A 15310-nucleotide genomic window follows, 5' to 3' on the forward strand; every position below is an offset into this window, starting at 1 on the left:
TAACATTTCTAAAAAATGTTTTATGCTTCTTTAGAGATTACGTCTTTTCCATCGTAATGACCACATGCTGGACATACGTGATGGCTTTTTCTCATTTCACCACAGTTTGAACATGCATTCAAACCTTTAATCGTTAATTTGTAATGAGTACGGCGTTTGCCCTTTTTAGCTTTTGAAGTTCTTCTAGCTGGTACTGCCATTGGTGTTCCACCTCCTTGTAAAGATGTGCGCATAAAATGCACGATATATTCCAATCCTACTGCTTATCGTTCTCATCAGATGTTTCACTGAACAATTCAGATAATTTAGCAAGACGAGGATCCATTGTTTGTTGTGCTTCAGCTTGTCTTTTCTGTGCATAATCTTCTTCTGATAGAACTTCCCAGTCATTGCCTTTTGGCATATCTTGACTTTCTTGTTCTTCTTCTGATAATACTTGAATTGGAATAGACAAAAGAATGTTATCTTCGACTGACTCATCTAAATCGATCGTTGGTTTTTCCAATAAGATGATTTCTTCATCTGCCAAACATTCATCTCTTTGCTGATACTGTTCAGAAGTCATGAAAACCTCATCCACATCAAGCGCAAGCATAAGAGGAACAGGTGTTAAAGAACGTGAAGATGGAACTGTTACAATAACATCGATTCTATAGTGAAGTAAATACTCTTCTTTTCCTACTGTTAACATCCCGGTTGCTTTGATAGGACTAACATCTAGAATTAGATTATCTCTTTTCATCAAAGATGCTTTTAAATCAAGTGTCTCTGAAAATTCACAGGGTTCGTCTTTGTATTTGTTTAGTTCTAGTAAAGACCATTTCATATTCATCACCTCATAACGCAACAAAAGCAATTATACAAGGGTTTGAAAGCTTTGTCAATGAAATTTTCTTGACAGTGTTTTCTTATTCCATCTTTTTCAGGTAGCTCTATCCTATTCTTAATTTTTAATGGTAAAATAAAAGAAAGGAGGAGTTCGTATGAAAGCTTTTGAATTTAAAAATGTCTCTTTTATTCGGGAGAATAAAACGTTGTTAAAGAACGTGAATTGGTCTATAGAAACTTCTGAAAATTGGGCTATTATTGGATTGAATGGCGCAGGAAAAACACTGCTTTTACAGCTGATTTGTGGCTATTTATGGCCATCAAAAGGAGATTTAAAGGTCTTAGATCAAGTATTTGGACAAACCTCAATACCAGAACTTCAACGGCGTATAGGTTGGGTTAGTACAGCTTTACAGTATCGTATGAAAAATGGCGAAACTTCCGAAAAAATTGTACTTTCTGGTAAATTCGCCAGTATCGGGATTTATCAGCACTATACTGTAGAAGAAATGGAACAAGCAAAAGCTATCTTAATAAATGCTGGCGGTGAGTCGCTTATCGGGAAAAAATATGAAGTTTTATCTCAAGGAGAACGTCAATTGGTTTTAATTTCAAGAGCTTTGATGACCAACCCAGAATTGTTGATTCTAGACGAACCTTGCAATGGCTTAGATTTATTTGCTAGAGAAAAGCTATTGTCTCAAATTCAGCAGATTGCTAAGCAAGAGAATCATCCTACATTGCTTTATGTCACACATCATACTGAAGAAATTCTGCCTTGTTTTAAGCATTTGATGTTGTTGAAAGATGGCGAAATCTTTGCCAAAGGAACACAAGCAGAACTATTTAATGAAGAAAAGTTCGCAGATTTTTACGCCGAACCGATCCAAATCATCCAATTGAAAGATGAACGTTTTGCTGTTTATCCCAAATAATAGAGAATGATACTAAAAAAAGTAGAGTTCTGCTCTACCTTTTTTAGTCAATCTGCACTAATTACTTACATCTTTTTCTTCGGTCTGTTTAAATGTTTCGATTGCTGCTAAGAATTTTTCTCCATATTTATCCAATTTATTTTGGCCTACACCTTTGACTTGTAGTAATTGAATTGAATTTTTAGGGAGTTTTTCACACATTTCTTTCAATGTACTGTCTGAGAAAATTAGATATGGCGGTACTCCAGCATCTTGGGCTAGATCCATACGTAATTCTCTTAATGTTTCAAAGAGCCCATCATTCACAACAACTTTGCGGACACGTTGGTCTTCTTTTCTAAATACGCTCTGTTGGCCTAATAAAACTTGAACCCCTGTTTTCGAAACAGATAGTAATGGATATTGGCCATCTGAAGGATTTAAATATCTTTCAGATGTTAGATAATCAATCAATTGATTCACTTCTTTTTGTGTTCTGTCCTTCATCAAACCATAAGTAGGAAGACGATGAAAATGCCACTGATCGATTTTTTGATCTTTAGAACCAGTCAGTACTTTTCCAACTAACCCCTTACCAAACTTTTCACCCATTCGTTTCACGCAAGACAAAACTTTTTGAGCATCCACTGTGATATCTACTAATTCTCGCTCGTCTAAACAATTAGAACAACGACCGCAATCTGAACCTTTCTCTCCAAAATAACGCAAAATAAATTTTTGCAGACACATTTGCACATTGGCATATTGGGACATTTCTCTTAATTTCATGTATTCTTTTTGTTTATAATCGATCGTCATTTCGGATTGATCAATAAAGAATTGCTGAATTTGAAGATCTTGCGGTGCATAAAGTAACACAGCATCGCTAGGGAGTCCATCTCGACCAGCGCGTCCAGCTTCTTGATAATAAGACTCTATGTTTCCAGGAATTTGTGCATGAATCACAAATCGCACATTGCTTTTATTGATCCCCATACCAAATGCATTCGTCGCAACCATTACTTGAAGTTTATCAAATAAAAACTCTTCTTGATTATGATTTCGCTCCTTTTCGTTCATACCACCGTGATACATGCCAACGGGTATCTTTTTACTTTGAAGTAAATGATAGATCCGTTCAACTTCTTTTCGCGTGCTTGCATAAACAATACCCGATAGTCCTTGATTCAACTTTAAATATTCTAAAAGAAAAACATCTCGATTTTGATCTTTAACCACTTGAAAAGATAGATTCTCCCGAGCAAAACCTGTCTGTATCTGATTTTCTTTAGGAATATGTAATTGTGTAAGAATATCTTCCGCTACTTGAGGTGTTGCAGTAGCCGTAAGCGCAATAATTGAAGGCTGCTGCTGAAATTGTTCAATAATTTCAGCTAGTCGTAAATAGCTTGGACGAAAATCATGCCCCCATTGAGAAATACAGTGTGCTTCATCTACTGCTAATAAATCAATAGGCACATGTAACAATAACTGCTGAAAATCAAATGATTCCAGACGTTCAGGAGCTATATATAAAAGCTTAACCTCACGATTAACGGCCATTTGAACTCGTTTATTCATTTCCTGCTGCGAAATCGTACTATTGATGAACGTTGCAGGAATCCCCATCATATTCAAAGCATCAACCTGATCTTTCATCAATGAAATCAAAGGTGAAATGACTAATGTCAGATTTTCTAGTACAAGCGCTGGTAATTGGTAACAAATGGACTTACCGCCACCAGTCGGCATGATCCCTAAAACATTTTCTTTATGTAAAACATGATTGATGATTTCTTCTTGTCCTTGACGAAATTCGTCGTATCCAAATTTCTCTTTTAATAAGCCTTTGATGTCAATCATGAAATTTTCTCCATTCTTTGTATCTGGTTGTTATTTTAGCATGCACAATAAGGCAATTCAAGGAAGGATTCTCCTCGTTTGTGAAACAATTTGCACTACGTGAAACATAGTATTATTTTCACTAAAATTGAACCCGCCATTTATCAAGGATTCTATATTAAGATACGCAGTTTTTCACTTTATTTGTTAAGAAGTTGTCCACAAAAAAAATGAAACAAAACGTTTAAGTCTTGTTCCATCTTTCAGTGCCTTCGCTTATTCCGCTACTTTTTTCTTTTTGCTAGCTTTTTCACGTTCATTTTTGTTAAGAATTTGTTTTCTCAAACGAATGCTTTCTGGCGTCACTTCACAATACTCGTCTTCATTCAAGAATTCTAAAGATTCTTCTAAAGTAAGAATTTTAGCTTTTTTAATAACAGAGGTTTGGTCTTTATTAGCAGAACGAACATTAGTCATTTGTTTGGCTCTTGTGATATTTACAGTCAAGTCATTGTCACGGTTATTTTCACCAATGATCATACCTTCGTAAACGTCAGTTGTAGGTTCTACAAAGACTGTTCCACGTTCTTCAATGCTCATAATACTGTAAGTCGTTGCTTTCCCAGTATCAATTGAAACCAACGCACCTTGATGACGTCCACCAATTGTTCCTTGGATCATTGGTAGATATTGGTCAAATGTGTGATGCATGATACCGTATCCGCGAGTCATTGATAAGAATTCAGTTGTGTAACCGATCAAACCACGAGCTGGTGCTAAGAAAATCAAACGAATTTGACCATTACCAGTGTGAATCATATCTTGCATTTCACCTTTACGTAAGCTCAATGATTCAATAACACTACCCATGTATTCTTCAGGAGTATCAATTTGAACACGTTCAAACGGTTCGCATTTTACACCTTCAATTTCGCGTTCGATAACTTCTGGACGTGACACTTGTAATTCGTATCCTTCACGACGCATATTTTCAATCAAAATTGATAAATGTAATTCACCACGACCCGATACAGTCCAAGAATCTGGTCCAATCGGTTCTACAAGCAATGATACATCTGTTTGTAATTCTGCCATTAAGCGTTCTTCAATTTTACGAGAAGTTACGTATTTACCTTCACGACCAGCAAATGGAGAGTTATTGACTAAAAATGTCATTTGCAATGTTGGTTCATCGATGTGTAAGATTGGTAACGCTTCTTGGTGCGCTACATCCGCAACTGTTTCACCAACGAAGATATCTTCCATACCAGAAACGGCAATTAAATCGCCTGCTTTTGCTTCATTGATTTCAACACGTTGTAGTCCGAAGAAACCAAAGATTTTAGTCACACGGAAGTTCTTCACGCTGCCATCTAATTTCATCAAAGCAACTTGGTCGCCTACTTTCATTGTTCCACGGAACACACGGCCGATACCGATACGTCCAACATAATCATTGTAATCTAATAATGATACTTGGAATTGTAATGGTTCATCTGAATTATCAACGGGTGCTGGTACGTGTTCAATAATTTGATCAAAGATTGGTGCCATTGTTGGTTCTTGATCGTCTGGATTATCAGAATCACTTGACGTTCCATTTAATGCTGATGCATAAATAACAGGGAAGTCCAATTGATCGTCATCCGCACCTAATTCGATAAATAATTCTAAGACTTCATCCACAACGTGTTCAGGACGCGCTGAAGGTTTATCAATTTTATTTACAACAACGATTGGTGTTACTTTTTGTTCCAATGCTTTTTTCAATACAAAACGTGTTTGAGGCATTGTTCCTTCATAAGCATCAACAACTAAAACGACACCATCGACCATTTTCATGATACGTTCTACTTCACCACCGAAGTCCGCATGTCCAGGCGTATCCAAAATATTGATACGAGTACCTTTATAATCAACTGCAGTATTTTTGGCTAAAATCGTGATTCCTCGTTCGCTTTCAATAGCATTTGAATCCATCGCACGTTCTTGTAATTGTGTGTGTCCGTCCAAAGTATCTGATTGTTTTAAAAGTTCATCTACTAATGTTGTTTTTCCATGATCGACGTGGGCTATAATTGCCACGTTTCTAATATCTTCTCTGTATTTCAATGTAATTGCTCCTTATCCTTTTGCCTTACGTCACTTGTTCATATAAATCCGACTGTTTATTATACCAAACTTTTTTCATGAAATATAGTCTAAAGCTTTCAAAAGTTGTGAAAACTTCATATTTTATTGCCTTTTTTTGAAAAAAATAACACATTTACTGAAAAAAAGCAATGGTTTCTTTTAAAAGGCTAGGAAATACTTTTCTATTTGTGAATAAATTTTTCTTGAATTTCAGTATACCCTGTAGGTGTAGCAGCTAAAAAGTACTCTCGTTGATCAAAGCCTAATGGTTTTCCCTCTATATTAGAATATTTGAATCCAATCTCATTTAGCAAAACTAGTCCAGCAGCATAATCCCACGGACTTAAGTTGGAAATATACCCCATGTGATTGCCTTTAAGCATAGCGATCAATTCTATGCCTGCACACCCACTGACTCTGATTCCCATGCTTGCATGACCAATTTCCCCAGCAGAATATAGATTTTTTCTATACATATAGGCATTCATCCCAATTAAACCTTCTGATATAGAGATATCTTTTGGCTCGGGTAATCGTTGGTCATTTAGAAAAACACCACGATTTTTTCCACCCCAGTATAAATCATCTTTCATCACGTCGTATATAAACCCTAGCTGTCCAACACCTTCTTCATAAACAGCGATCATGATACAAAAGTTCTCTCGTTCCATTACAAAATTCATCGTACCATCAATCGGATCGATGATCCACACACGACCTAAGAAAGAATCAATCGTATCAAATCCTTTTTCTTCAGCCAAAATTCGATCTTCTGGGTAATATTGATTGATTTTCTTAATAAAGAATGACTGCGTTTCTTCGTCAATATTTGTGACTAAATCCGTCCTACCAGCCTTTTGCGAAATAGAAAGCTCATTAGTCATACTTACACGAATATAGTCCGCCGCTTCTTTCAACCATTCTTTTATATCAAGAATCATTTTTTCTGAACTCAATTTAATCAGCTCCTAATTTCAATCTACCAAAATTTTGCTTTTTAGCTTGTTGAAGCGTTCGATATAGCGAATAGCCAGATGCCTTTTGGAACTCATTTCCTAAGCGTTTTTCTTCTCCGATACTTTTAACGACGTTTTTAAATTCTTTATATGTATTCAAAAACGTTTTGGTGTCAATTCCTATTTCATTTGCCTGTTCTACTGCCGACCACAAATTAGTAACGATCACCATTTCATCTGTAGTCCAATCTAAATCTAAAGGATATTGATACTCTTTCATACTTTCACCTCACCATCTAGTTTATCATAAGCTAAGAATTTCTTTCTATATTCTACTATTTCCTTCTTTTATTTTGCCAGTTTGTTAAAATGGGTAAAAATAGAACGCCTTTCTCTATTTCTACTTTTTGAGCTGAATAAATTCCGGCGTTACCAGAACACATATAACTGATCAAACAAATCATAAAGAAAAACAATGCCGCCTCTCCTCCGAACAACTCGATTCCCATAACAAAACATGCAATCGGCGTATTCGTTGCGCCAGCAAAAACACCGATAAAACCTAATCCAGCTAAAAACGGGATCGACAAGTGCAGGATTAATGCTAAACTACTTCCTAATGTTGCACCTATTTCAAATAAAGGCGTCACTTCTCCACCTTGGTAACCTGCTCCTAACGACAATACTGTAAAAAAAAGTTTTCCGAGAAAATCAAACCAATAATTTTCTCCATTAAATGCATCTTTTAACAGTGGTAAACTTAATCCAAGATATCGTTGAGTTTGTAATATAGAAACTGCGGCGACCATAACAATTCCGCCAATGAAATTTCGCAAAATGACATTTTCAACCCAGTTTGCATATATTTTTTTAATACGTACAATCGAACGGCTAAATAACCATCCAACTAGACCGAAACAAATGCCTGCAACGATTATTTTAATGAATAACACAGGCGACCAATTAGGAATTTGTCCCATATTGTAATGTGTGTGCGTCACTCCAAATGATTCAGTAACCATATTTGCAAAAAAAGCTGAAAAAAAACTTGGGAAAAGCCCATCTGACCTTAAACGACCGATCATTAAAACCTCTAATCCGAAAATCGTCCCTGCTAAAGGCGTCCCAAAAACAGAACTAAAACCTGCACTGATACCGCTGATAATCACGATTTCTCGTTCGAAGTTATTCAATCGAAATAGACGTCCTACTGCATCTGCTACTGCTCCACCCATTTGCACCGCCGTTCCTTCACGTCCCACTGAACCACCAAATAAATGCGTTGTGATTGTACCAAATAAGGTTAGCGGAATGAGTCGTAACGGAATATTTTCTTGTTCACCGTTGGCTTGATCGATCACAAGATTATTTCCTCGAAGTGCATTTCCTCCAAATTTCTTATAAAGAAATGCAAAAACAGCCCCACTGATCGGGAGTAGAAATAAAAGCCAACGGTTGTCTACCCTAATTTGTGTCACGCTATCTAAACTTTTCAAAAAAAAAGCCGACAAGGTGCCCATTATTAAGCCTATCAACGAAGCGATCGTCAGCCACTTGATCATGTAAATACTAATTTTTATAGGCATATTTAGTTCACTTTTCACTTGATCACCTCTTTTAAATGCATCACTTATTCTATATTATCATGGCTTAGATCGATATTGATCAATTATAACAATTTTTTCTTAAAGAAACGAGAAAAAAAGGATTTTTTATCTTACAACAAACGGAAAATGAAGAGATTTAAATTAAATATCAATCGACCTTGCTAAAGCACTTGCAAAACCTCCTTATTATGCTACTATGAATAGGAAATTTTCAATAGCGTTACTTTATTGATTTCAATAAATTTCATTGTTTGTTTTTGAAAAAACTTTAGAGAAAGCCTATCGAAGGATTGTTCTCTAAAAATGAAAGGATGTTCTCCTTGAAAGAATTGACACACGGCAATCCAGCAAAACTGATTTTTTTCTTTACAATTCCATTATTGATTGGCAATATCTTCCAACAGTTTTATAACATGGCGGATATGATTATTGTTGGACAAACATTAGGAAAAGATGCGTTAGCAGCTGTAGGATCAACTGGAAGTATCACCTTTTTAATTATTGGTTTTGCTCAAGGATTGACAGCTGGCCTTTCGATTTTGACGTCACAACGCTTTGGTGGACAGGATTATCGTGGGGTTAAAAAAAGTTTTGCAACGGGAATCGTTATTAGTGGGATCGTAACGATAGTTTTAACTGCGTTAAGTTTGATTTTTGTTCAACCAATGCTTCAACTTATGCAAACACCGCCAGAAATCATTGAGGATGCGCAAACGTTTATATCAATTATTTTCGCAGGAATTTTTGCTGCGATGGCGTTTAACTTATTATCCAACGTAATTCGAGCTTTAGGGGATAGCCGAACTCCCCTTCTATTTTTAATCATTGCTAGTATTATTAATGTTGTACTGGATTTAATTTTGATTCTTACTTTTCATATGGGAGTTGCTGGTGCTGGTATCGCGACTGTTACAGCCCAAATCATATCCAGCATCTTGTGTATAATTTATATTCGTTGGAAAATTCCTAACCTTCAATTACGAAAAAAAGATTTCTCCATTGATAAACGTGAGCTTCAAGTTCATTTAAATATTGCTCTACCAATGGCTTTTCAATCCTCAATAATTGCAATCGGCGCAATTATTTTACAAGCTGCTTTAAATAGTTTAGGAACTGATGTCGTAGCAGCTCAAGCCGCCTCAGGGAAAATCGAACAATTTGCCACTCAACCGATGATGTCTTTTGGTATCGCAATGGCAACTTTCACTGCCCAAAATTATGGAGCAAAAAAATACAAAAGAATTTTACAAGGTGTTAATCAATGTTTAGTAATGAGTATTGGTTTTAGTCTTTTAGCTGGTGGAATTGTAATTCTTTTTGGTCAAAATTTAGTCACCCTGTTTGTTAGTGCAAAAGAAACAGAGGTACTCAATCTTTCTCAAGTTTATTTTAACGTCAACGGAAGTATGTATTGGTTATTAGCAATTTTATTTATTATACGTTATACGCTTCAAGGTCTTGGACAAAGTGTGATTCCTACATTAGCTGGTATCATGGAGTTGATTATGCGCTCATTTGCAGCAATTTTTTTAACCGCTACGTTAGGCTTTCTAGGGGCAGCTTTAGCCTCTCCTCTTGCTTGGGCTGGTTCCGTAATTGTACTGCTTGCCTCATATTTCAAAGCAATTAGGCGATTAAAAAACTTAGAACAGGAACAACTAATTGAAAAACAGTAGTTTTCATCTCCGTTGACACATCGAAAAAAACCGATCGATTCTCTAAAAGAAAATCGATCGATTTTTTATTACGCAGATTGTTTTCTAGGAAAATAGTGACGCCACTTTGCTTTAACTGAATTCGTCATTGGCTCAGAAGCTTCTTTGACTGCACAATATTTATCTACCATCGTAACAATGTAACTTTCTTTATACTTTGGTGGAGCAATTGTTGCACCCCACATATGTTTAATGATAATATCGCGTTCTAAATCTGAAAGCTCTGTTAGTTTTTCAGCGTTTTTTACTGCAATTCTCGGATGCACGTATGCATGAGAGCCTTCGTCAAACTTTGTTGTACGCCAATCGTAGTAGAACAAATCATGGAGTAGTCCAGCACGAGCTGTAGCTCTAGCATCGCCCTTCCATTTTTTAGCTAATTTATAACTATAGTAAGAAACACTGATTGAATGATCTAAACGAGTTGAGTGAACATGCTGCGTGTAATTTCCTAAACGTTGTACTTCTTCCGTTGCCAACAAATCTTCCACATAAGACATATATTCTTGATCTTCACGCCATTTTTCAGTCATTAATTTGGGTTCCACCTTTTTAGAGACTTAATGTTTCTATTTTTTTAACTTAATAAAAGTATAGCATCTTGATTTTCTAAATACTAGGATTTTTGAATTCCGTAACTAAACTTTAACATTTGCTTTATAAATAGATACCTTTGTGCATCTTAGCTTGTGACTTTTCTCAGTTTCTCTTGCGCATGTTTTGCCCAAGGATGGATAACTATTGGTTCGGAATTAGATAAATAATCTAGATAGATCAGTGAAGCTTTTTCCAAAGAGATGTCTAAAGCAAGTAATAGTTCTTTTAAATATGGAGGTTCTCCTGAGCGATCCCATTTAATTTTATCTGCCAAAAAAACAATCATATCTAACTTAGAAAATTCTACTTTTAATGTAGTATGACACCCTATAGCAGAGAGTATTGATTCATCAGTTATTCTAAATACTTCTTTAGCCATGTACTTCGAAAGCTTTTGATGGATAATCATCGGAAGCTTTCGTTCTTCATCTAATACATCTATTTTGAATGATTCAGCAAGCTCAATTCTTTCCCCATTTGGAATAGCTGCACTAATGTCATGTAGTAATCCTGCAATTTCAGCTGCGCGCTGATCTTCGTTAAAACGTTCGGCTAATTTCTTGGCGCATATTGCAACTTCAATGGAATGATTTGCAACTAATTGATGTGTCTTGCCTAAGTATAGTCTAATGTCGTTGTACATCTCTTCAGTAAGCTTGGGCCAATTAAATTTAACTTGATTCATGCTACTTTTCTCCTTCATTCTGATGTTTTGCAAACTCGGCTTTAATTTCTATAAAGGATTGGAATACCTGTAAAAATTGAAATAGTTGCGCCCGATTTTCAAATTCTTCCCTTGTCTTAGGTAATTCTTTTTTTCGATAAGCTTCATAAACTTGAGTAATTCTATCCAAGATATCTTGTCCGTCATTATTTTTTGCAAAGGTCTCCGCGGTATACTGTAATAGCTCTTGAATATTCCCTACTTGCTCCGGTTCAACGATAATATTTTCCAAAATCCGCAGCATGTCTTTTAAACTATTGCTTTGTAAGCGCCGCATCGTAAAGTACTCTATATAGTAATGATTTGAAGAAATCAATTGGTTTTCCGCATGGTTTTTTGCCCAATTTTCTCCTGTTCGAATAAACGCTTTTAACTCATTACATTTTTCAAATAAATTTTTTTCTTTCCCATGCTGATTTAGGTAGGCAGCCATATTATTCAATAGTTTACGAAACATTGCTTCAATAACTTCTTGATCTTCTTTCAAGTGCTTTTCAGTGTCAGGCATATAGAGATTCATAAGTAAAGCAAAACCAACACCAATCGTCATCAATAAAAACTCATTACCGATGATTGACCATGATAAATCTTGTTCAATTAGATATTGAGTCACAAGTACTGAGCTTACTACAATACCATCAGAGCATTTAAAATAGACTGCTGCGGGGATAAATAATAGTAAATACATCCCGAAAGCAACTGCATTAAATCCTAAGAGAGAAAAGCAAAGATAGGCAATTGCTGTCGCTAATGCTAAAGAAAGTAATCGATAAAAACCTGTTAATAAAGAGGTTTTCTTTGTGTTTGTTACACTTAAGACAGAAATAATTCCAGCAGAAGCTGGATATAATAATTCTAAACTTCCAGCAACGATCATCGATAATGTTGCACTTACAGCTGTTTTGGCTGTCCGTAATCCAATTTTCATTTTAATTGCTCCTTAAAAAAATAATTAATCTTTGGTATTAACACTAGTAATTTTACCTCTTTTTCGGTTATCATAAAATAGAAAAATCATTAAATGTTACTTACGGGAGAGAATGCTAATGGAACTCGGTCCTTTTAGGTTAGGCATGCGTACCTTGAAAACAGCTCTAGCCGTTATGCTATGTATTATTTTATTTAAAGTATCCGATAGAGGTGCACCACTAATTGCCGCTTTATCTGCAGTTTTCTCCTTACGGCAAGATTTAACAACTAGCCTTACTTTTGGAAAATCAAGAATTCTCGGCAATACTTTAGGCGGTGGACTAGCAATTGTCTATTTTCTAGTCCAGGATCTTTTTTCACATGATTTTTTAGTTGAATTGTTTTTACTGCCGTTTTTTGTAATTGTTGTCATCGTCATTTCCGACGGGATGAACAATAATTCTGGAATTATTTCAGCTATTGCAACATTATTATTGATTTCTTTGAGTATTCCGCAAGGAGAATCCTTTCAATTTGCTTTTTCACGAGTCGTCGATACTTTTATTGGAACATTTATTGGTATTGGATTGAATTTCTTTTTCAGACCTAAATTAGTTGAAAAAGAACATGAAATCGATGAAGATATCGCATCCTTGGAAAAAAAAGAACAAGAATTGATTGAGCTGAGAAAAAAATTACAGGAAAGAATCGAATCTCAAAATCAAAATAATGAGCCTAAATAAGTATAAAAAGCTGCCAAAATCAAAATAGAATTTCGGCAGCTTCTTCGTTATTCTTTATCGTTGGATGCATCTTCTCCATAAAAATTTACGTTACTATTTGTTCCTTTTTTAGAAAAATTTTCGATTAAATCTTTGACATCCAACCCTGTTGTTTCTTTTAACGTTTCTTGTGTTCCAGCTAACAGATTTGTTGCATAATTAGTGATGCGGTTAGCTCCAGTATTTTCTCCACCGCCTCCTGTATCAACAACTGAGATTTTATCAATATTGCTAAGAGGCTGAGCCGCTTCTTTCATTAATTGCGGCAACATTTCCATTACCATGCTTAAGACAGCCGCTTCACCGTATTCCTTGAAGGCATCCGCAATTTTTTGTTTCGCTTGGGCTTCTGCAGTACCACGAGCTAAAATGGATTCAGCTTCAGCTTGCCCTGCAAGCCTTGTTTGGTTCGCTTCGGCTTCCGCTAGTGATTCCACTCGGAAACGTTCTGCTTCGGCTTCCGCAACTTCGCGTGCTTTTTGTGCCAGAGCTTCTTGCTCTTTCGCATAACGATCTGCATCTGCTTTTTTCTTCACTTCTGAATCATATTGCTTTTCGCGACGAATGATTTCTTTTTCTTCCAACTCAATTTGTTTTTGACGTTCAACGACTTTAACTTCCATTTCTTGGGCAATAACGTCTTGTTGGGCTTTAGCTGTTTCCAAATTGTACGCTTGGTCAGCTTTTGCTTTTGCAATATCTTGTGCTTCTTTATACGTCGCTAATTTTAATTCTTTTTCTTTTGAAGCTTCTGCAATTTCTGTTTGACGCTGTAATTCTGCTTGCTGTGATTCTTTCTCTGCTTCGGCTTTTTTAATACGTGTTTCTTTCCAAGCTTCCGCTTCTGCGATATCTGCATCACGTTTTACTTGAGCGATTCTTGGTTTCCCTAAAGAATCTAAGTAGCCATTTTTATCGCGAACTTCTTTGATCGTAAATGATACAATGATCAGACCCATTTTTGCTAAATCAACACTGGCAACTTCTTGCACACTTTGACTAAATTTATCACGGTTTTGGTAAATTTCTTCCACGGTCATTGAACCTAAAATCGAACGTAGATGTCCTTCTAGTACTTCACGAGCTTCATTTTCAAGTTCTTCACGTGTTTTGCCTAAAAATTGTTCCGCTGCTGTAGCAATTTCTTCAACAGAAGAACCGATTTTTATGATTGATGTTCCATCACACATCACAGGAACCCCTTGTTCTGTGTAAACTTCGGGCGTAGATACATCTAATTTACTTGATAATAAGCTGATCCGATTTGATCGTTGAAATACTGGCAGTACGAAAGCTCCACCACCACGTACAATTTTTATTTTGTTACCACTTTCATCAGAATGAACATTTTTACTGCCTAAATAACTTCCACTAATAATCAACGCTTCATCTGGTTTGGCTGTTTGATATTTTGAAATAAACACAATCAATAACATTAGTAAAATAAAAACAACCAAAGCAATTGGTCCTAAAATCCCTAATTCCATTCTCTTTTACCCCTCATGTTTTATAGTTGTATACTTCCTTCATATGGAACCACGTAACATACACGTTCCCTGATTTCAATAATCAGCACTTGCGCTCCTCGTTCAATCGGTTGATCTTGTGGGGCATAAAAAGCTGCAGGTCGACTCATTGAGCCAGTAACACTTTTTAATTGAATTTCGCCCATTCCACCGACTGGAATTGGAGTCACAACTGTTGCCGTATTGCCCTCCATATCCTTTTCAGAAATCGAAATAGTCGATTCCGCATTTTTCATAGGCATCAATACATAGAAATTCAAGACAAATACCAAAATGGAAGAAACCGCGCCACTGATTAGAAATAACGTGAGATGATTCCAATCTATCAGTCGCTCCCCTAGATAACCGAATAACGATACAAAAGCCAGCCAAGGAATAGCCAACATTGGGTCAATAGGACCATCAAAATCAAAAACATCACCAAAAATCACTAACAAAACTGCAACTCCAGCACAAACGATTAATATATATAGATAAATTGTCTCGATTGGAATCCCTTGTATCATGTTCTCACTCCTTTCTCCTTTTTGGTCCGACCTTCAACTCTTAGTGTTTTAACACTTAGATTTGGTTGCGATCGAAACGCTAGTAGAGAGTCCGCTATTTCTACGTCACTTCTTTTTAATGATAAGAGTACTCCCTAGCCCCACATTTTTTTGTCGCTCTACTTAAGCAATTTTCCCACTCTCTCCCGACATTCGTTATGAAGATACTTATAGTTTACCAATACTTCGTGTAAAATGACAGAGAATCTTATATAATCTTTAAAAAATGTAA

15 protein-coding genes are annotated in these 15310 nt (G+C 36.0%); 3 read left to right on the forward strand and 12 right to left on the reverse strand.

The window, feature by feature from the left end:
- Window positions 1-20: 20 nt before the first annotated feature.
- Together rpmF and AC4BBR_RS10055 are read right to left on the reverse strand one after the other, a co-directional pair.
- Complete coding sequence (gene rpmF, locus AC4BBR_RS10050) at window positions 21-200, reverse strand: 50S ribosomal protein L32 (protein WP_010763436.1); 180 nt, start codon at window positions 198-200, stop codon at window positions 21-23.
- 56 nt (window positions 201-256) lie between these two features.
- On the reverse strand, window positions 257-826 hold the full coding sequence (locus AC4BBR_RS10055) for a YceD family protein (RefSeq protein ID WP_490459419.1): 570 nt from the start codon (window positions 824-826) through the stop codon (window positions 257-259).
- 157 nt (window positions 827-983) lie between these two features.
- Between AC4BBR_RS10055 and AC4BBR_RS10060 the strand changes: the two genes are divergently transcribed.
- A complete protein-coding gene (locus AC4BBR_RS10060) occupies window positions 984-1763 on the forward strand; it encodes an ABC transporter ATP-binding protein (RefSeq protein WP_490459420.1) in 780 nt (259 codons plus the stop codon).
- A 57-nt stretch (window positions 1764-1820) separates the two neighbouring features.
- Here the strand turns inward: AC4BBR_RS10060 and recQ are convergent, their stop codons facing one another.
- The 5 genes from recQ to AC4BBR_RS10085 form a co-directional block, all read right to left on the reverse strand.
- Window positions 1821-3605, reverse strand: coding sequence for a DNA helicase RecQ (gene recQ / locus AC4BBR_RS10065; RefSeq protein ID WP_490459421.1), 1785 nt, complete (start codon window positions 3603-3605; stop codon window positions 1821-1823).
- Window positions 3606-3860: 255 nt separating this feature from the next.
- On the reverse strand, window positions 3861-5696 hold the full coding sequence (gene typA, locus AC4BBR_RS10070) for a translational GTPase TypA (protein ID WP_490459422.1): 1836 nt from the start codon (window positions 5694-5696) through the stop codon (window positions 3861-3863).
- A 203-nt stretch (window positions 5697-5899) separates the two neighbouring features.
- A complete protein-coding gene (locus AC4BBR_RS10075) occupies window positions 5900-6658 on the reverse strand; it encodes an inositol monophosphatase family protein (RefSeq protein ID WP_490462103.1) in 759 nt (252 codons plus the stop codon).
- Window positions 6659-6674: 16 nt separating this feature from the next.
- Window positions 6675-6953: a UPF0223 family protein gene (locus tag AC4BBR_RS10080; RefSeq protein ID WP_490459423.1), complete on the reverse strand. Its 279-nt coding sequence runs from the start codon at window positions 6951-6953 to the stop codon at window positions 6675-6677.
- Between the two features lie 55 nt (window positions 6954-7008).
- Window positions 7009-8259 carry a voltage-gated chloride channel family protein gene (locus AC4BBR_RS10085; protein ID WP_490462104.1) on the reverse strand — a complete coding sequence of 417 codons (1251 nt, stop codon included), beginning with the start codon at window positions 8257-8259 and terminating at the stop codon, window positions 7009-7011.
- A 341-nt stretch (window positions 8260-8600) separates the two neighbouring features.
- Between AC4BBR_RS10085 and AC4BBR_RS10090 the strand changes: the two genes are divergently transcribed.
- A complete protein-coding gene (locus AC4BBR_RS10090; protein WP_490459424.1) occupies window positions 8601-9956 on the forward strand; it encodes an MATE family efflux transporter in 1356 nt (451 codons plus the stop codon).
- A gap of 68 nt (window positions 9957-10024) precedes the next feature.
- On the opposite strand, the gene AC4BBR_RS10095 is transcribed toward AC4BBR_RS10090, so the two are convergent.
- The 3 genes from AC4BBR_RS10095 to AC4BBR_RS10105 all read right to left on the reverse strand — a co-directional run bounded on the left by AC4BBR_RS10095 (window position 10025) and on the right by AC4BBR_RS10105 (window position 12244).
- Window positions 10025-10528: an HD domain-containing protein gene (locus AC4BBR_RS10095; RefSeq protein ID WP_490459425.1), complete on the reverse strand. Its 504-nt coding sequence runs from the start codon at window positions 10526-10528 to the stop codon at window positions 10025-10027.
- A 149-nt stretch (window positions 10529-10677) separates the two neighbouring features.
- Window positions 10678-11277 carry a bis(5'-nucleosyl)-tetraphosphatase (symmetrical) YqeK gene (yqeK, locus tag AC4BBR_RS10100; RefSeq protein ID WP_490459426.1) on the reverse strand — a complete coding sequence of 200 codons (600 nt, stop codon included), beginning with the start codon at window positions 11275-11277 and terminating at the stop codon, window positions 10678-10680.
- Window position 11278: 1 nt separating this feature from the next.
- Complete coding sequence (locus tag AC4BBR_RS10105) at window positions 11279-12244, reverse strand: aromatic acid exporter family protein (RefSeq protein ID WP_490459427.1); 966 nt, start codon at window positions 12242-12244, stop codon at window positions 11279-11281.
- 118 nt (window positions 12245-12362) lie between these two features.
- On the opposite strand from AC4BBR_RS10105, the gene AC4BBR_RS10110 reads away from it, so the two are divergent.
- Entirely contained in the window at window positions 12363-12968 is a 606-nt protein-coding gene (locus tag AC4BBR_RS10110) for an FUSC family protein (protein ID WP_490459428.1), read from the forward strand.
- A 47-nt stretch (window positions 12969-13015) separates the two neighbouring features.
- On the opposite strand, the gene floT is transcribed toward AC4BBR_RS10110, so the two are convergent.
- Window positions 13016-14494, reverse strand: a complete 1479-nt coding sequence (floT, locus tag AC4BBR_RS10115) for a flotillin lipid rafts scaffold protein FloT (RefSeq protein ID WP_490459429.1) — start codon at window positions 14492-14494, stop codon at window positions 13016-13018.
- A 20-nt stretch (window positions 14495-14514) separates the two neighbouring features.
- A complete protein-coding gene (locus tag AC4BBR_RS10120) occupies window positions 14515-15039 on the reverse strand; it encodes an NfeD family membrane protein (RefSeq protein ID WP_490459430.1) in 525 nt (174 codons plus the stop codon).
- Between the last annotated feature and the right edge of the window lie 271 nt (window positions 15040-15310).

The organism is Enterococcus sp. AMC1251, assembly GCF_058216535.1.